This is a genomic window from Paraburkholderia sp. Ac-20340 (assembly GCF_017104965.1).
Taxonomy (GTDB): Bacteria; Pseudomonadota; Gammaproteobacteria; order Burkholderiales; family Burkholderiaceae; genus Paraburkholderia.
The window spans coordinates 1-24120 of the sequence record NZ_JAAGPR010000048.1; the positions used below are offsets into that span (position 1 = coordinate 1).

Below are 24120 nucleotides of genomic sequence, written 5' to 3' on the forward strand. Positions count from 1 at the left end.
CAAATTCCAGACGCAGATTCATGGTGTCTCTCGGGTTCCACGGCATGGCCGGCTCCAGACGATTCACTTGTCCGAAGTGTTACCCATGTCTCCGTACACCTGTTACCCATGTCTCCAGTCCATACACAGCGGCAAAGAAAAGTAGGCAAAAGAAAGCCGCTCACACCGCTAGTGTGACGCAGTTGGCAAACCGCCTTTTAGGGGGAATGGTATAGGCGCATCCGGTCCCCCGCACCATACCACTCAGTGACAAGGCGCCCGCACATCCGGCGGCGCTGCGCGCGCCGTGGGGTATAACCGGTAATTCCGCCGTGGGCATAGCCGGCAAACCATCGGTTTGCCGGCTATGCTGCACTCTTACTGCTTTGCCTCGATTCCCATCTGATTGCGTACGCGCTTCACGTCGCTCGCCGTCACCGCGCTTGCGTCGTTGCCCCACGCCGTTCGCACGAAGGTCGCCAGTTGCGCGATTTCGTCGTCGTCGTAGCGCCATGCGAACGGCGGCATCGCCAGCGGTGCCGGTGCCGATGCCGTCGACGGCAATCGCGAGCCCGCCAGAATGACCGCGATCAGCGAGTCGGGATGCTTCGCCAGTACCGATGGATTGTTCGCCAGTGACGGGAATACGCGCGCTGCGCCTTCGCCATTCTGACGATGGCAGGCCGCGCAGCTATCCATGTAGATGCGCGCGCCAACTTCGTTGGCGTGGCCCGTCATGATCGACGTTAGCGTGGCGTCGTCGGCCTTGTATGCCGGCGCGCCAGCTTCGTCCGAAAGCGGCGTGAGGCTCTTCAGGTAGACCGCGATCGCGTGCAGGTCGGTGTCGCTCAGGTACTGCGTGCTGTGCTCGACCACTTCGCCCATCGGCCCCGTCACAGCCGAATGCGCCGTGCGGCCCGTCTTCAGCAGCGCGACGATATCGGCTTCGTTCCACTCGCCCAGACCCGTGCCCTTGTCGGCGCGCAGGTTGACCGGCGAACTGCCGTCGATGCGTGCGCCCGAGAGGTAACGCGCGCTCGATCCGTCCAGATCGAGTTCCTGGAAGCCCACGCCGCGCGGCGTGTGGCAGGTGCCGCAGTGCGCGAGACCTTGCACCAGGTACGCGCCGCGATTCCATTCGATGCTATGCGCGCTGTCCTGCTTGTAGCGCGTGTCGTCGTGGAAGACGCGGTTCCAGTAGGCGAGCGGCCAGCGCGTGTCGAGCGGCCACGGAATATCCGCCGGCTGGTTCGGCTGCGGCGATGCGCTCACGCCCGAGGTGAAGTACGCATAGAGGTCGCGCAGGTCGCTGTCGCTCACCTTCGCATACGACGTATAGGGCATCGCCGGATACAGGTGGCGTCCGCCCGGCGTCACGCCTTCGCGCATCGCCAGCGCGAAGTCTTCGAAGCTCCAGTTGCCAATGCCGTGCGTCTTGTCCGGCGTGATGTTGGTCGAATAGACCGCGCCCAGCGGCGTCGACAGCGGCACGCCGCCTGCGAACGGCGCGCCGCCCTTCGAGGTATGGCAGGCCATGCAGTCGCCCGCACGTGCGAGATATTCGCCGTGCGCGGCGTTGCCCGGCGCGCTCAGCGCCTGGGCGTCGATCGTCAGGCTCGGCTTGATCAGGCTGCCGGCCCACAGGCCGCCCACGACCACGACGGCCGCGGCGATTGCTACGGTAAGTTTGCGCATGTCGTGTGGCTCCTCAAACCTGGACCATCGGGCCGGGGTTCTTCAAATAACGCTCGCGGATATTCGCGGCCGCCCAATAAGCGAGGCCGCCCACGAGACCCGTCGGGTTGTAGCCGATGCCGTGCGCGAATACGCTCGCGCCCAGCACGAATACGTTCGACACGTCCCAGCTCTGCAGGTATTTGTTGACCACCGAGGTCTTCGGATCGGCGCCCATCGACGTGCCGCCGTTCACGTGCGTGCTCTGGTACGCGCGCGTGTCCCAATGCGCGCCCGGCTTCAGAATGCGGCCCGAAATGCTCTTCGGGTTCATCTGCTTGCCGATCTCCATCATCTTGCCGGCCACGTATTCCGAGGCGCGCAGGTCGTTGTCCTGCCAGTCGAGCGTGATGCGCAGCAGCGGTTCGCCGTAGGCGTCCTTGTAGGTCGGATCGAGGTCGGCGAAGCAGCCGCGATACGCCATGTTGCTGATCTGCGATTCGATACGGCCGGTGTGCAGGAAGTTATCGGATACCGCCTGTTTCCATTCGCTGCCCCACTTGGGCGTGCCTTTGGGCAGCGGAATGCCGCGCACCGGACCATTGCCGGTCTGACGACCCCAGATAATGCCGCCGCCGATAAAGCCAAGCGGGCCGTGATCAAAGTTGTCCGCGTTGAACTCTTCGATCGCCTGGCCGCCGCCGCCCGCGCCCATGAACTGGTTGATGTAGACGTCCTTGTCCCAGAACATGTTGACGCTGTTGAGCACCTGGTAGCAGAAGTTGCGGCCCACGGTGCCTTCGCCGGTATCGACGTTGTACGGCTTGCCAATCTTCGACGACAGCATCAGGCGAATGTTGTGCAACTGGAATGCGCCCAGCACGACCATATTGGCGGGCTGGAATACTTCGTTACCCTGAGCATCGATATAGGTGACGCCGGTGGCCTGCTTGCCGTCCTTGTCCAGTTCGACGCGCAGCACGTGCGAATTCACGCGCAGTTCGAAATTGGGCTTGCGCAGCAGCGCCGGAATGATCGCGGTTTGCGGCGATGCCTTCGAATAATTCAGGCAGCCGTAATCGCTACAGAAACCGCAGAAGTTGCACGGTCCGAGCTGGCAGCCATATTCGTTCTGATACGCGCCCGACGCATTGCCGGCAGGCAGCGCGAACGGCTTGTAACCGAGTTCGCGCGCGGCCTTGGCGAACAGGCGCCCGGTCGGGTGATCGGGCAGCGGCGGCAGCGGGAATTCGCGCGAGCGATACGCTTCGAACGGATTGCCGCCTTCCTGCGGTTTGCCCTTGATATTGCCCGCACGGCCCGAGGTGCCGCACACATATTCCCAGCGGTCGAAATGCGGTTCGAGTTCGTCATAGGTGACGCCCCAATCCTGCAGTTGCATGCCTTCGGGAATGAACTTCTCGCCATAGCGTTCTTTCACGCGGCTATGCAGGCGCAGTTCGTCCGGCATCACGCGCGACTGCACGCCCGACCAGTGCGTGCCTGCTCCGCCCACGCCTTCGCCCGGTTTGAACGAGCCGATCTGGCGATAGGGCAGAGCCGTATCGTCCTTGCTATGGCGCGTGGTGACCGTGGTCTTGGAGAGATTCTGCAGGAGCGCATTGCGCGCCGAGTATTTGATTTCGTCGACGATCTGCGGATACGCGAAATTCGGAATCGTGTCGCGACCGTCGCCGCGTTCGAGCGCAACCACTTCCAGGCCCGCGCTGCACAGTTCCATCGCCATGATCGAGCCGGTCCAGCCGAAGCCGACAATGACCGCGTCTACCGGTTTTTTCTTGATTGTTGCCATGCTGCTTAACCCCGCTTGCCGTACTGGCTGACCGGACCGTACGGATACGGTTTCGATTCGCTGACCCATTCGACGTAATCCGCGCGTGCGCCCGGATAGCCGATCATCTTCCACGAGCCCATGTCCTTGTTGCCGCCGTACATCGGGTCGCCGAAGAAGCCTTCCATGGTGTTCTTGAGCAGGAAGCCGCTGAAGAACGATTTCATGTTGAAGTCGTCCTGGATCTTGCCGCCTTCGACTTCCTTCAGGAATGCGATCTGTTTTTCCTTGTCGAGCTGCGCAAAAGTCTTGCCGCCGAAATGCGCCTTGCAATACGTGTCGATGGCGCGAATGCCCAGGCGGTATTGTTCCTTCGGCGTGAGCTTCGACTGATAGCCGAATTCCGGCGCGCCCTTCTGGAACGGGCCGCTCATGTACCAGCGCGAGGCGTCGCCGTAACCGGTCTGCAGTTGACGGTCGATGTATTGCGGCACGCCCAGTTCGACGGCGCCGGGGCCGACCTTGTCCTTGGGAATCAGGCAGTCGCACGCGGCGTTCACGAAGGCCCATTCGTCGGGCGTGAAAAAGCCGGGCTGATAGTGCTCCTGGGCGGGGGTATCGGGCGGCGGCGCGGAGCGTTTGATTTCGTCCGCGGTGGGGCGCAGCACGGCAGAAGCCGTGCCGACGGCGGCAACGGGCACGATCGCAATCGATCCTTTAAGGAACGAGCGACGGCCCGCCTTGTCTGGCGATGTCATAAGGAAGGGGACTCCAGCATGTGGCGCTGATGCGCTTGTGATACATAGGGCGCGCGGCCGCTCGCGCAAAGCGAGCCGCAACGCGCCCGGAGAACGGGGAAACCGGAACGCCGTGAAGGCGTCAGGCCACCCGGAAAACCTGCACGGTGTTGCTGAGCTTGTTCGACTGCGTGTCGAGCGCTTGCGCGGCGGCAGTGACCTGCTCGACCAGTGCCGCGTTCTGCTGCGTGACTTCGTCCATCTGCGTCACGGCCGTGTCGACCTGTTCGATACCGCTTTGCTGTTGTTCGGATGCCGAAGCAATTTCGTTCATGATCGCCGTGACGCGCTCGACCGCGGTATGCAGTTCCGACATCGTCGCACCCGCCGACGACACCAGTTCCGTGCCGTGCGAGACGGTCTGCACCGAGTTCGCGATCAGATCCTTGATTTCCTTGGCTGCGGCGGCGGAGCGCTGCGCAAGCGAGCGCACTTCGCTGGCGACCACGGCGAAGCCGCGTCCCTGTTCGCCTGCGCGGGCCGCTTCGACGGCCGCGTTGAGCGCAAGAATATTGGTCTGGAACGCGATGCCTTCTATCAGCGCGGTGATGTCCGAAATCTTGCGCGAGCTGCCTTCGATTTCGCCCATCGTGTGCACCACGCGCTGCACCATGTCGCTGCCGCGCGTGGCAACGTTTGCGGCGGTTTGCGCAAGATCGCTGCCGGTGCGGGCGTTGTCCGTGTTCTGCTTCACGGCCGAGGTGAGTTCGTTCATGCTGGCGGCCGTTTCCTGCAGCGACGCCGCCTGTTCTTCGGTACGCGCCGAAAGATCGATCATGCCCGCAGCGATCTGGCGCGTGGCGACCGAGACCGACTCGCTGCCCGAGCGCACCGAGCCCGTCACATTGCCGAGTTCGATACGGGTCTTTTCGATGCTTTCCAGCAGCAGCCCCATTTCGTCATTTCGTTGCGCGCGCACCGTCTGGCTGAGATTGCCCGAGGAGATTTCCTGCAGGCTTTCCAGTGCGTAGTTGAGGGGATTCATGATCGCACGGCGCAGCAGCACCCAGCCGAGACCTGCAGAAACCAGACCCAGCACCACCATCACGCCGCTGATCGTCGAGAACAGATAGAAGTTCGATTCGGCTTCTTCGTAGCGCGTCTTCGCGTTCTCGTACAGATGCTTTTTGACCTCGTTATTCGCCGCGCTCATCTTGCTGTAGAGATCGGAGAGCTGCGTCATCGCGATGTTGTCGGCGGTTTCCTTGTCGCCCGACTGCAGCGCCTTGGTGAACGCGGAGACGGCGTCGCGCATGGCCGTGCGGCGCTCGGTCGTCTTTGCGATCAACGGCAGTTCGTCGGGTTCGTGCGGCATCTGCTGGAACTTGCCCCACCACTCGTCGGAGTTCTTGAAGAAGCCGGCGGCGCGATCGATCTGGTCGGGCACGCTCGACGCTTCGGGGTGCAGCGCTACGCGGTCGAGCACGAGGCGCGTGCGCGCGATGTAGATCTCGGCGTTGTCGATCGCCGTGGATTCGGCGAGCTTGTTGCGATAGGTGTCGCGATTGGCGCTATTGGCCTTTTCCGTGCTGATGAAGCCCAGCACACCGGAGATGGTGAGCAGGGCGGCGAGAAGTGCAAAGGTGAGTGCGATACGCGCTCGAATAGTGAGTGTCATGCGTCTGTACCGGTTTGACCAAGGATGACGCTGCGCAGTGACCGGCTTGCTGAGACGTGGGTGGCTGCGGGCGTACCTCTCTCATAACGTCATTTGTCTGACTATATTTAGGGCGCATATCAAAATTTTTAAGAAAGCACTGAAAAATGCTTTGCAATCAGTCTGTAAGGGCGCTGAAAATTTTCATCTTGTGCGGCGATCAGGTGACTTCGAGGGGCTAGATGACGCATTTCTGGTGCTTTCTTACCGGAAATTACCTGAGCGCAGCTTGTCTCGAATGGCGTCTATTTTTCTGTTTATGTGGAAAATGATTCAATAAGGCGCTCAATTATCAATTCTGGCGGCGGGTCGCAGAATGCATTCATACGCACTGCACGACGCGTCGAACCCTCCGACTCTCTCTGCCAGGAACCGTCATGAAAGCCACGCTTGCTCTTACCGCCGCCGCCCTGATCCTTGCCGCCAGTCAGGCGCAGGCCGCCGGCGCAACCGATACCAACCTCGTCCAGCCGCACGAACTGATCGTCGATAAAAGCTTGCCCGCGCAACAGGTTGAGCAACAGATCCATGCCGCGCGTCTCTACGACACCTTCTGGAGTACGGGCGACGAAGCGCAGGCGCGCGCCGCGCTCGCGCCGGACTTCACGGACCGCACGCTGCCTGCCGGGCGTGCGCAAGGTATCGCGGGGCCGCTCGCTGCATCGAAGGTCTTTCACGCCGCGGTGCCCGACGTTCACGCCGATGTCGAGCAGATGATCGTCGCTGGCGATCGTGTGATCACGCATCTGCGCTTCACGGGGCATTTCACGGGCACGTTCAACGGCGTGCAGGGCAAGGGCCAGACGGTGGATTTCATTGCCACCGATATCTATCGCATTCGCGACGGCAAGATTGCCGATAACTGGCATCTCGAAGATAACCTGACTTTCCTGCAGCAACTGGGTGTCGTTGCCCGGTGAATGGAATAAGGCGCGCCATGGAATCAGTTTCCATGGCGCGGCTTATGCAGTTGCTGCGCATCGAAGTTCGAAGTTTTTAAATCACTCGTTGAGTGCGATTCAAATCGCATTTAAAGGGAATGAATTGCCTGTGGATGCATCGGTGCCTGCTCGGGATCAGCAAAATGTGCCGTGTATAAGGGCTCAGAAAGGGCGTTTCGAAGCGAAATCGATGTGATGTAAAAAATGCCTTTAAAGACCGATTGAGCATGAATGGCAGAAGCAATTACGCGATGCTATTCACGATGAATAATCAATCTGTAACAGAATGTAATTGCGCTCAACGTAATGTGACATTGTTCGTATAAATAAAGTGTCGATTCACTGGATAATCGATAGTGTTCACTTCCCCGTAGTCCGATGCTATTCGCTTGATTGAAGCCGCATGCAGGAGCAAGGTCGATGAAACGAACCAACCTGATCGCTACCGCCGTCGCTGTGCAGATTGCCTTGATGCCGGTCGCGCCGCTCGTTCCGTTAGCTCAGGCCGCCGTCTATTCGAACGGCACCGCCACCGCCACATTCAACGTCACGCTGACATTGCAGGCCAATTGCGCGATCTCCGCCAATCCCTTGAGCTTCGGCACGAATGGCGTGCTGGGCACGGCGATCAACCAGCAGACCACGTTGAGCGTCACCTGCACGAACACGACGCCCTATAACGTGGGCCTCGACGGCGGCAACGTCACGGGCTCCAGCGTCACGAGCCGCTTGATGGCAGGCACGGCTACCGGCAACACCACCACGACCGTGGGCTTCCAGCTCTATCAGGATGCGGGCCGCACGACGATCTGGGGTAACACGCAGGGCACCAATACGGTGGCCGGCACCGGCAGCGGTTCGGCGCAAACGCTTACGGTCTACGGCCAGGTGCCCGTGCAGACCACGCCGAAGCCGGATACCTACCAGACAACGGTCACCGCGACGGTCTACTTTTGAAGCGCAGGCTCGCTGTGCACGCCGCGACGGCTGCTGCGAGGGCCATCGCGGCGGCGTTGCCGTGGGCGCTCGCCGCTCACGGCGCCATGGCCGCGACCTTGCAGATATCGCCGGTCACGATCGAGTTTTCGGCGGGCGAGGCGGCGACCGGGCTGACCCTGCGCAATCCCGGCGATACGCCGCTTTACGGTCAGGTGCGCGTGTTCCAGTGGAGCGAGGCGCAGGGCGACGACGTGCTCACGCCCACGGGCGAGGTCATCGCGAGTCCGCCGCTCATCGAGATCGCGCCGCATAGCGATCAGCTCGTGCGGCTGGTGCGTGCGAACGCCTCGGCGCCGCCGCAGGGCGCAAGCGCTGCCGCTGCGATCGAGCAGAGCTACCGCATCCTGATCGACGAACTGCCTGCGCCGGGCTCGCCGGGTGCGGAAGGCGTGACGATCCGGCTGCGCTATTCGGTGCCGGTATTCGTCGATGGGCCGGGCGGTTCGGTGGCGCGGCCTCTGCTTGCCTGGCGTCTCGTGCGCGGTCCGCAAGGCTATGCGTTGCGCGCCGATAACGCCGGCACGAAGCGTGCGCAGATCGCGGCGGTGTCGTTATTCGACGATGCCGGTCATCACTGGGATGTCACGCACGGGCTGCTCGGCTATGCGCTTGCGCGGCAGAGCCGCCAGTGGAATGTGCCGGTGCCCGCCGATACGAAATTCGGCGGCCAGCTCAAGGTGCGAGCGACGGTCAACACCTTGCCGCTCGAAGGAACCGTGTCGATCGAGCAGGGAGGCTGAGCGTAGCGAGGGCTCGTCGGCGCACGCGTCACCATGCGGCGCGCGCCGGAGGACAGCATGAAACGAACGACGAAGAATGAAACGAACTCGGAGCGGTGTGCGCCGTGGCCGGGCGAGGCGCATGGTATCGGTGGCCGTGCTGCTGGCGTTTTTCAGCGCCGCGGCGCATGCACAAGGACAGTTGATCAACGCGGGCGCAATGGATACGCGTGATCTGTATCTCGAAGTCGATGTGAACGGCCAGCGTACTGCCCAGATCGTGCACTTTCGCCAGTTGGGCGGCCATCTGTTCGCGACCGGCGAAGATCTTTCGCAGGTGGGCGTGGCGACGGCGCAACTCGGCATTGCAGACAGCGCGAGCGTCGATCTCGATTCGCTGCCGGGCCTGCATTATCGCTACGATGCGCAGCATCAGACGCTCGAACTGCAGATTCCCGATGCGATCCGCAAGCCTTTTGCCTTCGATACGCGTTCGGTTTCGGCGGTGCCGCCGGCCACGTCCGCACGCGGCTTCGTGTTCAATTACGATGCGTTCGCGCAGGGCGGCTCGGCTTCCGAATTTGCACTCTGGAGCGAGGAGCGTTATTTCGATCCTCATGGAGTGCTAAGCAATACGGGCGTGGCGTATCTGTACCACGACCGCAACGAGTACGTGCGCTACGATAGTTCGTGGAGCATGTCGAATCCCGCGAACCTGAGCACCACGCAATTCGGCGACACGATAACGTCGTCGCTCGCGTGGACGCGCTCGATCCGCATGGCCGGTTTTCAATACCGCAGCAACTTCGCCTTGCGGCCCGACCTCGTGACCTTCCCGGTGCCCGCGCTGCCGGGCAGCGCCGTGGTGCCCACGTCGGTCGATCTCTACATCAACAGCGTGCGCCAGTATTCGGGCAATGTGCCGAGCGGCCCGTTCATCATCAACGATGTGCCTGGTATCACGGGCGCGGGCCAGGCCACGGTCATCACGCACGACGCGCTGGGCCGCACGATTTCGGCTTCCGTGCCGCTCTATGTCGATACGCGCCTGATGGCGGCGGGACTGTCGAGCTATTCGTTCGAAGCGGGCTTTTTGCGCCGTAATTACGGGCTCGATTCATTCGACTACGATACGAACCCCGCGGTGAGCGCTTCGTGGCGGTATGGCCTGAACGATCATGTGACGTTCGAAGCGCACGGCGAAGCCACCGGCGGTCTCGTCAATGCGGGCGGCGGCGTGCTGTTCGGCCTGGGCACGGCGGGTGTGCTCAACGGCTCGGTATCGGGCAGCGGCGGCAAACTCAATGGCGCGCAGTTGAGCCTCGGCTATCAGTACGTATCGCAACGGTTTTCCGTCGATGCCCAGACGATCCGCGCGTTCGGCAATTACGGCGATCTCGGTTCGCGCGACGGCTCGCCCGTGCCCGATATCACGGACCGCGTGACGCTGGCCGTGCCTTTTCTGCGCAATCAGACGGTGTCGCTCAGCTATATCGGCTACAAGATTCCTTCCGCGCCGGTTTCGCAGATCGGCTCGATTGCGTGGACATTTAACTTCGGCAATCTGGTGTCGCTGAATCTGAGCGCGTACCAGGATTTTCGCCAGCACGATTCGCGTGGCGTGCTGCTTTCCGCGAGTATCGGGCTGGGCGGCAACGCTTCGATCAACGCGACCGTGGGCCGTCAGGACGGGGCATCGACATGGAACGTCAATGCGTTGCGTCCGCCTGATTATTCGGGCGGCTGGGGCTGGGGCGTGCAGGCGGGCGGCACCGGCGCGACGCCGTTCCGCCAGGGCCAGTTGCAGTATCTGGGCCGCTATGGCGAGGCCACGGCTTCGGTGCAGCAGGTGGCGGGGCAGACGATTGGCGCGCTCGATCTGACCGGCGCGGTGGTGGTGATGGACGGCACCGTGCAGCCCGCGCGGCGTATCGACGATGGCTTTACGCTGGTGTCGACCGATGGCGTGTCGGGCATTCCGGTGCTGCACGAAAACCGTGTGATTGGCGTGACCGATGGCGGCGGTCATCTGTTGATCCCCGACCTCAACTCCTTCCAGCACAATCAGGTGGCGATCGACGCCATGCATTTGCCCGTCGACGCGCGTATCGCCGATACCTCGATGGATGTGGTGCCGCAGGCGCAGTCGGGCGTGCTCGCGCACTTCGGCGTGACGCGCTATCACGCGGCTTCGATCATCGTGCACGACGCCGACGGCAAGCCGCTGCCCGCCGGCGCGCGCGTGCATCATGTGGAGAGCGGGCACGACACCATCATCGGCTATGACGGGCTGACTTTCGTCGATGGACTTGTGCCGCAGAATCATCTGCAGATCGAGTCAGGTGATAAACAGTGCGAAATATCGTTTGCGTGGGCTGAGGGCAAGGGCGATACCCTGCAGACCATCGGGCCGCTTGTGTGCCAGTTGCATGGGCAACAAGGCCAGGGAGCGCAGCCTTGAAAGCGATCAGGCACGCGCTGTTGATGATCGGCGTCTGTCTCGCGCTGCTGCTGGGCGCGAGCAGCGCGCAGGCGCAGAGTTGCACGGCGGTGGCCAATCCCGTGTCGTTCGGCTCGGTCAGCCCGATCGCGGGCGTTGCGGTCACCGCGACCACCACCATCGCCGTGACCTGCACATGGCCCGCGGTCTCGCTCACACCCGATGTGCTGGTGTGTCTGAATCTGGGCGGTACAAGCCCGCGTGTGCTCACCAACGGCACCAACCAGTTGAGCTACGACCTCTTTCGCGATGCGGGCCACAGCCAGGCGTGGGGCTCGACGTATTCGGGCACGACGCCTATTTCGCTCACGATGGCCAAACCGAGCGGCACCACGCTCACGACCAACGTGACTGTTTATGGCCAGATAAGCTCCGCGCAGCCCACGGTGCCCACTGTGAATAACGCGAGCACGGTCTATACGCAGAACTTCGGCGGTACCACCACGTCGATCAATTACGGCTTCTATTTGCTGATTGCGCCGACTTGCGCATCGCTGGGAACGGGCGGCACGTTTCCTTTTTCGGTCACGGCCACGGTCATCAATAACTGCAATATCACCGCGACGAATGTGGCGTTTGGTTCGGCGGGCGTGCTGTCATCGGCGCTCAAGGCGACCGGGGCTATCACCACGGTCTGTACCAATGGCGATGCCTTCAAGATCGCGCTCAATGGCGGCGCGAGCGGTAATGTCGCTGCGCGCGCGATGCAGCGCTCGGGTGGCGGGGGAGCGGTGAATTACCAGCTCTATCTGGATTCAGGGCATAGCAGCGCGTGGGGCGACGGCACAGGTGGCACATCCACACAGGCCGGCACGGGTTCCGGCACGCAGCAGGTTTTCACGGTCTATGGACAGGTGCCCGCACAAACTACGCCAACGCCTGGCAGCTATAGCGACACCATTACCGCCACAATCTATTTCTGATCGACAGAATCCGATCCCCTTGACGTCAAAAATCGAAACTTACCATTGCGCAGAACGCGCTTAATTATTCGCAGCACTCTTCCTAAACTGGTCGTTAGCTGGCGTCGAACGCATTGCGCGTCGCCAAAGCTGATTGAGAAATAAAAAGCAGATCGTTTAGATCGGTATTTCAATCCAATATGGAGGAGCACATCATGAACCAGGCAACTCGCACGCTAATCGCGATCGCCGCGCTGGCCCTGTCGGGCGGCGCTTTTGCGCAGAACAACACGCTGGCGACGCCGAGCGTCAAATCGCCGGTGAGCGCAACGACTGAATCGAGCGGCTATGGCACGCCAGCCGCCGCCAATACGGAAAGCGGTATGAGTGCAGCAGCGCAGGGCGCGAGCCAGCAGAACGCTACAGCGGTTACTGGCGCCTATGGCGCGAACAATACGCTGGCACGGCCGAGCGTGAAGTCGCCCGCGGCTCAATAAGCGTCGAATGAAGGTCGAATGAGCGTCGAATAGACGTAGTAAAAAAACCGCTGCTCGGTGCAGCGGTTTTTTTATGCCTTCATGGCGATTTTTACACGCCGCCTTGCACCGTTCCGGCAAGCCCGGCGACGGCTAGCACCAGCAAAAACCCCGCAGACAGAATGGAAATCCAGCGTTGCTGACGATGAATCAGCGGATGTCTGCACGCCGCGATATAGCTGCTCAGGATCGTGAAATCGACAATGATCCACATCGCCGCCAGAATCAGCAGGCTCACACGCGAATCCGAAGTGACGCCGATAAACTGCGGAAAGAACGCAACAAAAAACAGCACGTCCTTGGGATTGGCAATGCCCACAAAAAAGCCCTGAAACGTAGCGGGCAAACGCTGCGGTGTGGCAGCGGCGCCAGGCGTTGTCTTATCGCCGCTCCGCCATTCGCCGTACAAGGTGCGGATCGCCAGTATCGAAACGAAGACGCAGCCCAGAACCTGCAAGCCCGCAAGCAGGCGATCGCTGACTAACACCACGCCAAAGACCATCAACGTTGCCACGGCGATCAACACCAGGCTGGCGGCGTTCGCGCCCACGGCAGTGAGAAAGCCCTGCTGGACACCGCGTCGCGCCGCATTGCCCACCACGAGCATGACGACAGGGCCGGGTGTTGCGATCAGCAGAACGATTGCCGCCACATAGGCGAGCAGAAGCGTGTAGTGGAGATTCATGAGTAAAAGTCGAATTTAAAGCCGTGCGCGAAGAGTGCGGTTAAGGCGTGAAACCATGCAGATCGCGTAGATGGGTATAGTATTGCCGCTCAGCACCGCAGTCGAAAAACGGAAAATACTGCGCGAAAGCATGACTTTTACTCATGGTACGCCCGCCTTGAAAACCCAACCTTTGCCACCGGTTTACGCCTTGCGTGCGTTCGAAAGCGCTGCACGCACAGGTTCGTTCACGCTCGCCGCAGAAGAACTCAATCTCACGCAAAGTGCCGTGAGCAAACACGTGAAGACGCTCGAAGATTATTTCGGCCGCAAACTGTTTGTGCGCCAGGGGCCGAAGTTGCACCTGACGGCGCAGGCGCAGATATTTGCGTCGGGGCTCAGGCGCGGTTTCCGGCAGATCGAAGAGGCCTGTGCGGTGTTTCAGGCGCCGCGCGATGTGCTGCGGCTGAAAGCGCCTTCGACGCTGACCATGCGCTGGCTGCTCGACGCGCTCGCGGCGTTTCGCAAGACGCAGCCCGGGTTCGAAGTGCAGATCGCCAGCGTGTGGATGGATGTCGATACGGTCGATTTTTTCAGCGAGCCCTACGATTGCGCGATCCTGCTCGGCGGCGGCCGGTTTGGCGAAGGCACGCACAGCGTCAAGCTATTCGATGAATGGCTGATCCCGATCTGCTCGCGTGCGCTCGCGCCAGCGGCGCGCGCGAATCTGGGCGCGTGCGATCTGATTCATCCGTCAACCGACCGCCGCGACTGGCGCCGCTGGCTGAAGGCGAGCGGCCACGCTGGTCACATCGACATCACGCGTGGCCAGGTTTTCGACATGCTCGAACAGGGGATGGCCGCGGCCGCCGCGGGCCACGGTGTTTCGATTGGCGATCTCGCGCTTTGCGCGAGCGCGATCGATGCGCGGCAGCTCGTGCTGCCGTTCAAGACGGCCGTGAGCAGCGGCGACGCGTATTACCTGAGCCGGCCGGAGGACTCGGACAAAGCCGCGCAGGTGCAGGAACTGCACGCCTTCCTCGCGAGCCGGACGCCGAAACTCGACTATCCGGGCATCGCGTTCAAGGCGCTGCGCTAATGCCGGGGCGAGCCAATCAGAACGTGACCGTCCACAGCGCATTCGCGGTGCGCTGCGCGCCGAATTGCACCGCCGAGGTGATGCGGATGGGCGAAGCGTCGGCGTGGGAGACGAGGTAGGGCTCGCCGTGCAGGCAACTGACGGCGGGCGCGACACTGTCGTCGACGGCGCTCACGAGGCAGGATTGCTGGACGACAAGACTCACGACCATGGTGGCCGGTGAGGGTTCGGCGGCGTCGCCGGTGGCGAGAACCGAAAGACTGAGGGCGAGGCCGAAGGCCAAAGCCAGCCAGAGGCGGATGGGGCGGGACATGTTCGGAAACGATTCTGGAATGCCGGATTCGCGGATTCGATAACGGCGACTGAAACGGTGGTGGGAACAGCGTCTATCCCTTTGTCGGCAGCGCGGCGCAAAAGTTGAGCGCTGCGGCGATCGGCAGCAGTTTCAGACTGGGTTTTGGGTCATGGGGCGCGATCCTCGCGGTACGGCGCGCGGTGTCAGAACGGCCAGCACGGCCGCGATCACGAAAAGCGCGGGCACATCGCCCAGCAGATGGCCGGCATGGCCGGGCGTCGCGAGCGACTGCACGGTCATGATCGCGCCGTGCACCACGCTGGACCAGACCGTGAACCAGATCAGGCTCAGATGGCCGAGCGGATCACGTGCGGCGCGCATCAGAAACACGCCGAGCGTCGCATAAATGCCGGCGATCATGAGCGGATAGTCCGAATGCCCGCTATGCCAGGCCCAGCCAGCAGGCCAGAGCACCATCAGCGGATAGACGGCGAAGGTGGCGATCGCACCGGTCACGAGGAGCGCGAGGCGCAGATATCGCAGGCGTGCAGGGTCGTCCATGACTTTGACTCCGCCCGCGCGAGTGTGGGCCGATGGCGACAATATGCGCGCGGGCCACGCCGCTTGCAAGTCTGTCGAAAGAATTTGTCGATGCGGCTGGAATCCTTGCCTGCCGGGTTATCGGCCGGATTCCCCTGCTGCCGTTCCGCCATTTCTGTCCCAAGCCAACTGAAAAATTTCTTCACAATTGGTAATGTTATAACGTAACATTCGCGTCGACTGTTGCGGGCAGCCATGCACGCAGAACAGAGCAAACCATGCGCGGCGCACGCGGGCCCAGGGGAATTGGCCACGCGCCGCGTTTCAATCCACCGACGCAAAAAACAACCATCGTGGCGATTTCAACCGAGTCTGAATCTTCAGCGAAGCAGCGGCGCGCGCGTCGTTTGCCCAGCCCGCAACGCGCTTTTTCGTCCCGCGCGACGCTTTTGCGCCTCACGCCTGTCTCGTTCGCTCTCGTGAGCGCGCTGGTTCATGGGCAGTCCACGGACAGCGCAACAAACACCGCAACAAGCACCGCAACAGCGCAGCAAAACACCGCCGACGCCACGCTCGCGCCGGTGTTCGTCACCGCGAATCCGCTCGGCGATAAAGACCTGATCGCGCCCGCGACTTCGCTCAGTGGCGACGCGCTCACACTGCGCGCGGCCAATTCGATCGGCGAGACGCTCAACGGTCTGCCGGGCGTCTCGACCACGACTTATGGCCCGATGGTCGGCCGTCCGATCATTCGCGGCATGGACGGCGACCGCATCCGCATGCTGCAGAACGGCGTCGCGGCCTGGGACGCGTCCTCGCTCTCGTACGACCATGCCGTGCCGCAAGACCCGCTCACGGTCGAGCGCGTCGAAATCGTGCGCGGCCCGGCGGCGCTGCTTTATGGCGGCAACGCGATCGGCGGCGTGGTCAACACCATCGACAACCGCATTCCGCGCGAGCCGATCCAGGGCGTGACGGGCGCCGTCGATGCGAGCTACGGCGGCGCCAACGACGCCCGCGCGGGCGCCGCGCAAGTGGAGGCCGGCAATGGCCAGTTCGCCTTCCATGTGGACGCCTTCGACCGCGACACCAGCAACGAACGCATTCCCGGCTACGCGCATTCGGCGCGCCAACGCGCGCTCGACGGCAGCGACGCGAGCGAAGCCTACGGCAGCATCCCGAACAGCGATGGCCGCTGGCACGGCGGCGCGGTCGGCACCTCGTACACCTGGGCCGATGGCTACGCGGGCGTGTCGTACAACGGTTACCAGGCCGATTACGGCTCGGTTGCCGAAGACGATGTGCGCCTGCGCATGCATCAGGACCACGTGGCCGTGGCCTCGGAAGTTCGCAACCTGAGCGGCCCGTTCAGCCAGTTGAAATTCGACTTCGGCTACACCGATTACGAGCACCGCGAAATCGATAACGGCGAAGTGGGCACGACGTTCCGCAATCACGGTTACGAAGCGCGGCTGGAAGCGCGCCACAAGAAGATCGGCCCTTTCGAAGGCGCGATTGGCGTGCAGGTGAGCCAGAACACGTTTTCCGCGCTCGGCGACGAAGCGCTCGTGCCGACCACGCAGACCACCAACGTCGCGCTATTCGGTCTCGAAGAATGGAATGTCACGCCGGCGCTCAAGCTGAGCCTGGGCGCGCGTTACGAGCACGTGAAACTCGACCCCACGCCCAACGGCAACGATAAATTCGCCAGCGCGCAAGGGCGTGATTTCAACGCGGGCAGCCTTTCCGCAGGCGCGCTCTACAAGCTCGCGCCGGCCTGGTCGATTGTCGGCGACATCGCCTATACGGAACGCGCGCCTACGTTCTACGAGTTGTACGCGAACGGTCCGCACGACGCGACGGGCCAATATCTGATCGGCAACCCGGATGCGCAGAAGGAGAAAGCGGTTTCGACGGATCTGTCGCTGCGCTTCGAAAGCGGCCCGAACAAGGCCAGCGCGGGCGTGTTCTACAGCCGCTTCCGCAACTATCTGACCGAGTACAACACGGGCCGCCTCGTCAACGACGATGACGAAGTCGTCCCCGCCGGCACCGACGATGCGCTCAACGAAGCCGTCTATCGCGGCGTGCGCGCCGAGTTCTACGGCGTGGAAATCGACGGTAAATGGCGCGTGTTCGAGAAGGGCGCGCATCGCGTGGATGTGTCGTTCACGGCGGACTACACGCATGCACGCAATGTCGATACCGGCGCGCCGTTGCCGCGGATTGCGCCGCTGCGCGCGACGCTGGCGGGCGAATATGGCTACGGGCCGTTCGGCGCGCGCGCGGAACTCGTGCATGCGTGGGCGCAGCATCGCGTGCCGGAGGACGACGAGCCGACCGATGGTTACACCACGCTCGCGGTGATCCTCACGTACAAGTTTCACGTGGGATCGACGAACTGGCTGGCCTACGTGCGCGGCGATAACCTCACGAATCAGGACGTGCGTTACGCCAGTTCGGTTGTACGCGATATCGCACCGGAAGGCGGACGCAGCGTGATGGTCGGCTTGAGGACGACGTTCTAGCCCTACAGCGCGCTCCAGCGGAATCGATGACTTCAGCTTGAATAGTCATCCTAAGTGAATGAGCGAAGGCGGCATGCAAATGCCGCCTTCGCCGTGACGCTTTCAGACCTGCGCTTTGGCCACCGTTTCTTCCTGCGCGAGCAATCCGCTCACGGAAGCCGTCAAGCCTTTGCCGCCGGGATTGTTGCGCAGCACGAGCTTCAAACCGTGCCGCTGCGCGATACGCATCGCAATCGAAAGACCCAGGCCGCTGCCCGTGCCCGGCACGTGATTGGCGCGATAGAAGCGGTCGAGCACGCGCCCGAGATGTTCTTCGGGAATGCCCGGCCCGTTATCGACGACTTCGAAGCCCACATGCGAAGCCGTGCGCGTGAGCACGAGATCGATCTTGCCGCCGGGCGGCGTGTAGCGGATCGCGTTATCGATCAGGTTATTGAGCAGCGTGGCGAGGCCGTGTGCGTCGGCGGCCACGTTGCAGGCATCGTCTTCGGTCACCGGCGGGCGCAGTTCCAGCCCGAGATCGATGTTCTTTTCTTCGGCCAGCAGCGAAAGATCGCTGATCGCCTGTTCGCCCAGCCGCCGCAAGCTCATGGTGGCGACCGGCAGTTCCGCCTGCGCGTCTTCGCGCGCGAGCGTCAGCAATTGCTGCACGAGGCGGATCAGGCGATTCAGACGCGTTTCGATACGCTCGGTGGTGTGCGGCTCGCCGCTGAGCGTGCCGTCGCGCAGCGCGGCCTGCAGTTGCAGCTTGAGCGCCGCGAGCGGCGAGCGCAGTTCATGCGCGGCATCGGCGATAAACGTGCGCTGCGCCTGCGAAGCCGTGTTCAGACGCGCCAGCAGATCGTTGAGCGCGACCACCAGCGGACGCAGTTCGATGGGCACCGAGCGATCGAGCTTGAGCGGCCCGAGCGCATGGTGCGAACGCGCGGTCAACAGCGCCGAAAGCGCACCCACAGGCGCGAGCCCGCGCGCCACCACCAGCAGCACCATCACGATCGCCAGCGGCACGAACAAGGCAAGCGGCCAGAGCGTGTGCAATGCCAGCCGCATGGCCAGCGCCTCGCGCACGGAGATCGGCTGCGCGACCTGCACGAAACGGTCGGGCTGCTGCACGCCGAAGGTGCGCCAATGCGATTCCTCGTGCTCGAAGGTGTGGAAACCGGCATCGTTACGCGGTAGCGGCTCGTCGTGCGAGGAGTGATAGATCGCCCGGCCGTCGCGATCCCAGATCTCGATCAGAATGCGGTCGTCGGCGATGCCTTGCATATCGGGCGCGGGCTGATCCGCACCGTGGCCCGCACGCAGATTCGTGGGCAGCGACAGCGCCACCGCGCGCAGTTCGTAGTCGAACAACTCGCTCGCCTCGTTGCGCGCAGTGTGGAAAATGCCGAAGCCCGCCACCGCCGATCCGGCCGCGAAGCCGAAAATCAGCCAGCCCAGCAGGCGGCGCTTGATGGACCTCATTGCTCCCTCTTGAGCCGATAACCCACGCCGCGCACGGTCACGATCTGGTCGGCGCCGATCTTGCGGCGCAGGCTGTGCACATGCACTTCGATGGTGTTGCTGCCCACTTCCTCGCCCCAGCCGTACATGCGTTCTTCGAGCTCGGCCTTGGTGAACACGCGTGCGGGTTCTTCGATCAGCACGTGCAGCAGGGCGAATTCGCGCGGCACCAGCGCAATGGGCGCGCCGTCCATCGTGACTTCGTGCGCGGCGGGATCGAGCGTGAGATTGCAGTGCGCGTAGACCGGCTGCTTGCGGCCGGTGCGCCGGCGCAGCAGCGCGCGGGCGCGAGCGGCCAGTTCGTACAGATCGAAGGGCTTGACGAGGTAGTCGTCGGCGCCGGCGTCGAGACCGGCGACGCGGTCGGTCACGCTGTCGCGGGCGGTGAGGATCAGGATCGGCGCTTCGCCGCCGCGCCGCCGGTAAGCGGACAGCACGCTTACGCCGTCCTTCTTCGGCAGGCCCAGATCGAGCATCACGAGATCGTAGACGTCGTTGGCGAGCGACAGTTCGGCTTCGCGTCCGTCCTTGGCCCAGTCGACCGCATAGCCTTCGCGGCGCAGCGAATCGAGCACGGGCTCGGCGATCATTTCGTCGTCTTCTACCAGTAAAAGGCGCATCGTGGCACTCCAGTTCGCGTCGCTTGGGGTATCGCGCGTGGCTTCATGTTGGGCATTCGAGGGTGATTGTCGCTCAATTGCGTTCATGGTTCAGCCCTTCCTCAATCTTACGGTGCAGGCGTCGTTCCGGTAGACGAATCCGGCGAATCCGGCGAAGCCGATGACGTACCGCCCAGCAGCAGCCGCAGCAGCGCGGGCAGCACCAGCAGCACCAGCGGCATCTGCACGATCAGCCCGGAAATGATCGCGACCGCCAGCGGTTGCTGCATCGCCGAACCCTGGCCGAGCGCGAACGCGAGCGGCAGCAGTGCGAGGATGGCGGCAATCGTCGTCATGGCGATCGGGCGCAGGCGGTTGCGGCCCGCCGCCTGCAGGGCTTCGTGCAGCGGCAGCCCGTCGTCGCGCACGAGACCCTGGAATTCGGACACATAGAAAATGGCCACTTCCGTGACGATGCCGATAATCATCGTCATGCCCATCATCGCGGAGATATTGAGTTCGATCCCCGTGATCCACAGGCCGATAAAGACCGCGCCGGTGGCGCACAGCGGCATCGCCATGACGGCCAGCGCCACCCGAAAGCGTTCGTAGAGGAACAGCAGCAGGCCGAACACCAGCGCTACCGCCGCGCCGAACACGGCCATGAGGCCCTTGAACGCGATCTGCTGCTGCTGATACAGACCGCCCAGTTCGTAATAGACGCCGCTGGGCAGCAGGCTCGGATCGGCGAGTGCGTGCTGCACGTCGGCGATGGTCGAGCCCAGATCGCGGCCGTCGATGCGCGCGGTGACCGCCACCATGCGCTTGAGATTGTCGCGGCTGATTTCGGGCTGGCCGCTGACCGTCACGCGATCCGCCACGCGCGAGAGCGCGAACACATGGCCATCGGGCGCGCGGATCGGCAGGCGGCTGAGCGCCGTGTCGGTCATGTGGAGCGCGCCTTGCGCACGAACGCGCACGCCGATGCTCTTCGGCCCGCTCTGATACTGCGTGGCCACGTTGCCGTCGAGCAGATCGTTGACCTGCTGCGCGATCGCCTGCGGGTCCATGCCTTCGGCAGCGGCGGCGTCGGGGCGAATATGCAGATCGATGGCGTCGCCGGCCGGGTTGATGCCGTCGTTCACATCGACAATGCCCGCAATCTTGCCGATGCGCGCGGCCACGCGCTGCGCGGTGTCGTCGAGTTGCTTCGTATCGTCCGAATAGATCTTGATCTGCACGGGCTGCGGCACGGCGGTCAGATCGCCGATCAGGTCTTCCATCAACTGCGCAAGCTCGACGCTCACGCCCGGCACTTTGGTATCGATCTGGCCGCGGATTTCCTCCATCACGGTATCGATCGGCTCGCGCGAACCCGACTTCAGACGCACGAAAAAGTCGCCCTTGTTCGGCTCGTTGAGGTCGCCGCCCAGGCCCGCGCCCGTGCGGCGCGAATAAGTCGCCACGTTCGGATTGGCGCGGATGATCGCTTCGACCTGACGCATGAGGCGATCGGTTTCGGTGATCGAGGTGCCCGGCTGCGTGTGATAGTCGAGCACGAAGCCGCCTTCGTCCATCGACGGCATAAAGCCGCTGCCCACTCGCGTGAAGGCGAGCGCGGCGGCCAGCGCGAGCGGCACGATCAGCGCGAGCGCCCACACGGGACGCGCGCTGACCCGCGCCACGAGCTTCGCATAGCTGCGGTTGAGCCACGCGGCGAAGCGCGTTTCGCGATGTTCCTCGGCGTCTTTCGCGGTGAGCCAGCGATCGCAGAGAATCGGAATCGCCAGCCACGTCACGAGGAACGAGATGAAGAGGGCGCTGGCCATCGTCACGGAAAGCGCCTTGAAAAACGCGCCCGTGACGCCGGAAAGAAACGCGAGCGGCACGAAGATAATCAGCGTGGCGGCGGAGGAACCCGCGAGCGGACGCGTGAATTCCAGCGCCGCGCTCATCACGCGGCCATGAAACGCGTGCGCGCCGGCTTCGCGCATGCGCCGCGCGATGTGCTCGATCATGACGATGGCGTCGTCGATCACGAGGCCGACGGCCGCCGCCATGCCGCCGAGCGTCATGATGTTGAAGCCCATGCCGAACACGTCGAGCAGCAGGATGGTCGCGGCCATCACAATCGGCACGAGCGCCACGGCGATCAGCGTGATCTTGAGGTTGCGCAGGAACACGAACAGCGTCAGCGCGGCCAGCACCACGCCGATCATGATGGCGTCGCGCACACTCGTTGCGGACGCAATCACCAGTTCGCTCTGGTCGTACCAGTTCGACAGATGCACGCCAGGCGGCATCTGCTTGCCGAAATCGGCGAGACGCGCGCGGATGGCTTTGGCCATGGCCACGCTATTCGCGCCGGGCTGCTGATAGACGTTGATCAGTACGGCATCCTGACCATCTGCCGTCACGCGTATCCATTGCGGCACCGTGCCTTGCGAGACCGTGGCGATATCGGCAAGACGGATCTGGTTGGCGCCGGAGGTGGACACCACCACGTTTTTCAGGGCATCGAGTCCGTTGACGGCCGCATTGGCGACGACGAGGTAGAGCTTGTCGTGATCCTCGATGCGGCCGGTGGCCATCAGCACATTGCCCGCGCCGATCGCGCGCGAGACATCCGCCACGGAGAGCTTGTACGCGGCCAGCCGCGCCGGATCGACGGCGACTTCCAGCTCGTCGCGCGCGCCGCCCGTGACATCCACACGCGCCACGCCTTCGACCGACGAAAGCAGCGGACGCAACTGGAATTGCGCAAGATCGTAGAGTTGCGCGAGCGAACGCTGCGACGACGTGAGGCTGTACGCGATCACCGGGAATACCGTCGGGTCCATGCGGCGCACTTGCATGGAGGTGCCCGGCGGCAGTGTCGCGAGGATTTCGGCGATGGCCGATTGGGCCTGCAAGGTCGCCTGGGCCATGTCGGTGCCCCAGTCGAAATTCAGCGAGATTTCCGCCGATCCGCGGCTCGTGCGCGATTCCACGTCGCGCACATTGGGCACGCGGCGCAGCGCCTCTTCCACGGGCATGGTCACGAGCGTGGCCATCTGCTCGGCGGGACGGTCGCCTGCATCGAGCGACACCACCGCGCGCGGGAACGACACGTTCGGGAACAGCGAGATCGGCAGTTTCATTGCCGTGAGCGCGCCCGCGACGGCGGCCAGCGCGATCACGAACAGCAGCGAGCGCCGGTGGCGCTGCATCCATTGGCCAAAAGTCATTGTGCGCCGCCTTGCTTCGCGTTCGCTACGCTCGCGGCCTTGGCGGCATTGGGCAGACGCACGGCCATGCCGTCTTCGAGTTCGTAATTGCCGCTGACGATGAGCGGACGCGCGGCGTCGATCGCACCGTCCACGCCATAGGCGTTGCCGTTTTCCACCTTCACCGTGATGGCCACGCGATGCGCCTTGTTACCTGGCAGAACCTGGTAAACGTATTGTCCCTTGTCGTCATGCAAGACCGCTGCGCGCGGCACGTTCCACCATGTTCCCGTTTGCGCGGCGATCTCGGCGCGCACGCGCGTGCCCGGCAAGAATGCCGTGCCGGCCAGCGGCACGCTCGCGCCGACATCGACAAGCTGGCTTTGCGCATCGACGGATGCGCCCACCATCGCAATCTGCCCGTGCGCCTGCAGCGACTGCTGCGATGCGGCCAGCGGATAGAGCGTGACGCGGTCGCCTGCGTGGATCGAGGCGGCATCGGCGGCTTCCACGCCCAGCGTGACGTTCGGCGTCTTCGCGTCGCCGGCGTTGGCGCCGACGAGTTGCGCGAGCGCGGTGCCCGCCTGCACCTGATCGCCAGGCGCGGCGCTGACCTGCGCGACCACGCCGGCCGCCGGCGCGGTCACGGTTTTCGCCCCGGCTGCGATGCCCGATGCGCTTTGTGCGGCGATGGCCTGATTGGCATCGTCGAGCGCCTTTTGCGCGGCGGCGAGTTGCGATTGCGTGGCGAGTCCGTCGTCGAAGAGGGCATGCGTGCGCGCGAGTTCGCCGCGCGCGAGCGTGGCGGCGCTTTGCGCCTGGGTGAGCGCGATCACGGCGGCCGGGTCGGCCTGCACGACGAACAGCGGCGTGCCGCGCGCGACGCGCTGACCGGGCTGCACCAGCACGCGCGTGACGCGCGCGACATAGGGCAGGCTCACGGTGGCGGCGTTCGCGCCCGCTGCGGCCACCACGCCGTAAGCGACGATCTGCTGCGAAACCGGCTCGCGCACGGCCTTCGCGACCTGGATGGCGACGGAAGGCGCGGGGTTGGCGTCGCTGGCGCTGGACGTATCCGATGCATCGGCGTGCGCGGAGTTGACGGCGAACAGCGCGCCGCCCACGGCGATTGCACCGATGGCGCACAGCGCGTACACGGCGGTACGCAAGGGGAAATCTCGTTTGAGCAT

General features: G+C 63.4%; 19 protein-coding genes. 8 read left to right on the top strand and 11 right to left on the bottom strand.

What is annotated here, in order from left to right; genetic code table 11:
• Positions 1–357: 357 nt before the first annotated feature.
• The 4 genes from G3N59_RS34035 to G3N59_RS37395 all read right to left on the bottom strand — a co-directional run bounded on the left by G3N59_RS34035 (position 358) and on the right by G3N59_RS37395 (position 5860).
• A complete protein-coding gene (locus G3N59_RS34035) occupies positions 358–1674 on the bottom strand; it encodes a cytochrome c (RefSeq protein WP_205987228.1) in 1317 nt (438 codons plus the stop codon).
• A gap of 13 nt (positions 1675–1687) precedes the next feature.
• Entirely contained in the window at positions 1688–3466 is a 1779-nt protein-coding gene (locus tag G3N59_RS34040; RefSeq protein ID WP_205987229.1) for a GMC family oxidoreductase, read from the bottom strand.
• Positions 3467–3471: 5 nt separating this feature from the next.
• Positions 3472–4203 carry a gluconate 2-dehydrogenase subunit 3 family protein gene (locus G3N59_RS34045; protein ID WP_205987230.1) on the bottom strand — a complete coding sequence of 244 codons (732 nt, stop codon included), beginning with the start codon at positions 4201–4203 and terminating at the stop codon, positions 3472–3474.
• A gap of 121 nt (positions 4204–4324) precedes the next feature.
• Positions 4325–5860 (bottom strand): methyl-accepting chemotaxis protein, encoded by a 1536-nt coding sequence (locus G3N59_RS37395; protein ID WP_205987231.1) that lies wholly within the window; start codon positions 5858–5860, stop codon positions 4325–4327.
• A 416-nt stretch (positions 5861–6276) separates the two neighbouring features.
• Here G3N59_RS37395 and G3N59_RS34055 point away from each other — a divergent pair, with 416 nt between their 5' ends.
• From G3N59_RS34055 to G3N59_RS34080, 6 genes are all read left to right on the top strand, one after another.
• Positions 6277–6819: an ester cyclase gene (locus tag G3N59_RS34055; protein WP_205987232.1), complete on the top strand. Its 543-nt coding sequence runs from the start codon at positions 6277–6279 to the stop codon at positions 6817–6819.
• Positions 6820–7311: 492 nt separating this feature from the next.
• Positions 7312–7797, top strand: coding sequence for a spore coat U domain-containing protein (locus G3N59_RS34060; protein ID WP_241024747.1), 486 nt, complete (start codon positions 7312–7314; stop codon positions 7795–7797).
• Positions 7794–8579 (top strand): fimbria/pilus periplasmic chaperone, encoded by a 786-nt coding sequence (locus tag G3N59_RS34065; RefSeq protein ID WP_241024739.1) that lies wholly within the window; start codon positions 7794–7796, stop codon positions 8577–8579. Before G3N59_RS34060 ends, G3N59_RS34065 begins: the two co-directional genes overlap by 4 nt.
• A gap of 76 nt (positions 8580–8655) precedes the next feature.
• Positions 8656–11019: a fimbria/pilus outer membrane usher protein gene (locus tag G3N59_RS34070; protein WP_205987234.1), complete on the top strand. Its 2364-nt coding sequence runs from the start codon at positions 8656–8658 to the stop codon at positions 11017–11019.
• A 23-nt stretch (positions 11020–11042) separates the two neighbouring features.
• Positions 11043–11981: a spore coat U domain-containing protein gene (locus G3N59_RS34075; RefSeq protein WP_205987270.1), complete on the top strand. Its 939-nt coding sequence runs from the start codon at positions 11043–11045 to the stop codon at positions 11979–11981.
• A gap of 194 nt (positions 11982–12175) precedes the next feature.
• Entirely contained in the window at positions 12176–12457 is a 282-nt protein-coding gene (locus G3N59_RS34080; RefSeq protein ID WP_205987235.1) for a hypothetical protein, read from the top strand.
• A 91-nt stretch (positions 12458–12548) separates the two neighbouring features.
• Here the strand turns inward: G3N59_RS34080 and G3N59_RS34085 are convergent, their stop codons facing one another.
• Positions 12549–13181 carry a LysE family translocator gene (locus G3N59_RS34085; protein WP_205987236.1) on the bottom strand — a complete coding sequence of 211 codons (633 nt, stop codon included), beginning with the start codon at positions 13179–13181 and terminating at the stop codon, positions 12549–12551.
• 130 nt (positions 13182–13311) lie between these two features.
• Between G3N59_RS34085 and G3N59_RS34090 the strand changes: the two genes are divergently transcribed.
• Positions 13312–14259, top strand: coding sequence for a LysR substrate-binding domain-containing protein (locus G3N59_RS34090; protein ID WP_241024741.1), 948 nt, complete (start codon positions 13312–13314; stop codon positions 14257–14259).
• Positions 14260–14275: 16 nt separating this feature from the next.
• Here G3N59_RS34090 and G3N59_RS34095 read toward each other — a convergent pair whose 3' ends face one another.
• A complete protein-coding gene (locus G3N59_RS34095) occupies positions 14276–14572 on the bottom strand; it encodes a hypothetical protein (protein ID WP_205987237.1) in 297 nt (98 codons plus the stop codon).
• A gap of 132 nt (positions 14573–14704) precedes the next feature.
• The gene (locus G3N59_RS34100) at positions 14705–15115 is read right to left on the bottom strand and encodes a DUF6632 domain-containing protein (RefSeq protein WP_205987238.1); all 411 of its coding nucleotides are present in this window, start codon (positions 15113–15115) and stop codon (positions 14705–14707) included.
• A gap of 386 nt (positions 15116–15501) precedes the next feature.
• Between G3N59_RS34100 and G3N59_RS34105 the strand changes: the two genes are divergently transcribed.
• Positions 15502–17622, top strand: coding sequence for a TonB-dependent receptor (locus G3N59_RS34105; protein ID WP_241024743.1), 2121 nt, complete (start codon positions 15502–15504; stop codon positions 17620–17622).
• 102 nt (positions 17623–17724) lie between these two features.
• Here the strand turns inward: G3N59_RS34105 and G3N59_RS34110 are convergent, their stop codons facing one another.
• The 4 genes from G3N59_RS34110 to G3N59_RS34125 form a co-directional block, all read right to left on the bottom strand.
• Positions 17725–19086 (bottom strand): ATP-binding protein, encoded by a 1362-nt coding sequence (locus tag G3N59_RS34110; protein ID WP_205987240.1) that lies wholly within the window; start codon positions 19084–19086, stop codon positions 17725–17727.
• Positions 19083–19745: a response regulator gene (locus G3N59_RS34115; RefSeq protein ID WP_205987241.1), complete on the bottom strand. Its 663-nt coding sequence runs from the start codon at positions 19743–19745 to the stop codon at positions 19083–19085. The genes G3N59_RS34110 and G3N59_RS34115 overlap by 4 nt, the downstream gene beginning before the upstream one ends.
• A 107-nt stretch (positions 19746–19852) precedes the next feature.
• Positions 19853–22951, bottom strand: a complete 3099-nt coding sequence (locus tag G3N59_RS34120) for an efflux RND transporter permease subunit (RefSeq protein ID WP_205987242.1) — start codon at positions 22949–22951, stop codon at positions 19853–19855.
• Positions 22948–24120, bottom strand: a complete 1173-nt coding sequence (locus G3N59_RS34125; protein ID WP_205987243.1) for an efflux RND transporter periplasmic adaptor subunit — start codon at positions 24118–24120, stop codon at positions 22948–22950. Before G3N59_RS34125 ends, G3N59_RS34120 begins: the two co-directional genes overlap by 4 nt.

Coding starts and splice junctions, on each gene's coding strand:
- G3N59_RS34100 (WP_205987238.1), bottom strand. CDS start 15,115: ATGGACGACCCTGCACGCCTGCGATATCTGCGCCTCGCGCTCCTCGTG.
- G3N59_RS37395 (WP_205987231.1), bottom strand. CDS start 5,860: ATGACACTCACTATTCGAGCGCGTATCGCACTCACCTTTGCACTTCTC.
- G3N59_RS34045 (WP_205987230.1), bottom strand. CDS start 4,203: ATGACATCGCCAGACAAGGCGGGCCGTCGCTCGTTCCTTAAAGGATCG.
- G3N59_RS34120 (WP_205987242.1), bottom strand. CDS start 22,951: ATGACTTTTGGCCAATGGATGCAGCGCCACCGGCGCTCGCTGCTGTTC.
- G3N59_RS34070 (WP_205987234.1), top strand. CDS start 8,656: ATGAAACGAACTCGGAGCGGTGTGCGCCGTGGCCGGGCGAGGCGCATG.
- G3N59_RS34090 (WP_241024741.1), top strand. CDS start 13,312: ATGACTTTTACTCATGGTACGCCCGCCTTGAAAACCCAACCTTTGCCA.
- G3N59_RS34055 (WP_205987232.1), top strand. CDS start 6,277: ATGAAAGCCACGCTTGCTCTTACCGCCGCCGCCCTGATCCTTGCCGCC.
- G3N59_RS34035 (WP_205987228.1), bottom strand. CDS start 1,674: ATGCGCAAACTTACCGTAGCAATCGCCGCGGCCGTCGTGGTCGTGGGC.
- G3N59_RS34125 (WP_205987243.1), bottom strand. CDS start 24,120: ATGCTCAAACGAGATTTCCCCTTGCGTACCGCCGTGTACGCGCTGTGC.
- G3N59_RS34060 (WP_241024747.1), top strand. CDS start 7,312: ATGCCGGTCGCGCCGCTCGTTCCGTTAGCTCAGGCCGCCGTCTATTCG.
- G3N59_RS34115 (WP_205987241.1), bottom strand. CDS start 19,745: ATGCGCCTTTTACTGGTAGAAGACGACGAAATGATCGCCGAGCCCGTG.
- G3N59_RS34080 (WP_205987235.1), top strand. CDS start 12,176: ATGAACCAGGCAACTCGCACGCTAATCGCGATCGCCGCGCTGGCCCTG.
- G3N59_RS34075 (WP_205987270.1), top strand. CDS start 11,043: ATGATCGGCGTCTGTCTCGCGCTGCTGCTGGGCGCGAGCAGCGCGCAG.
- G3N59_RS34110 (WP_205987240.1), bottom strand. CDS start 19,086: ATGAGGTCCATCAAGCGCCGCCTGCTGGGCTGGCTGATTTTCGGCTTC.
- G3N59_RS34095 (WP_205987237.1), bottom strand. CDS start 14,572: ATGTCCCGCCCCATCCGCCTCTGGCTGGCTTTGGCCTTCGGCCTCGCC.
- G3N59_RS34040 (WP_205987229.1), bottom strand. CDS start 3,466: ATGGCAACAATCAAGAAAAAACCGGTAGACGCGGTCATTGTCGGCTTC.
- G3N59_RS34085 (WP_205987236.1), bottom strand. CDS start 13,181: ATGAATCTCCACTACACGCTTCTGCTCGCCTATGTGGCGGCAATCGTT.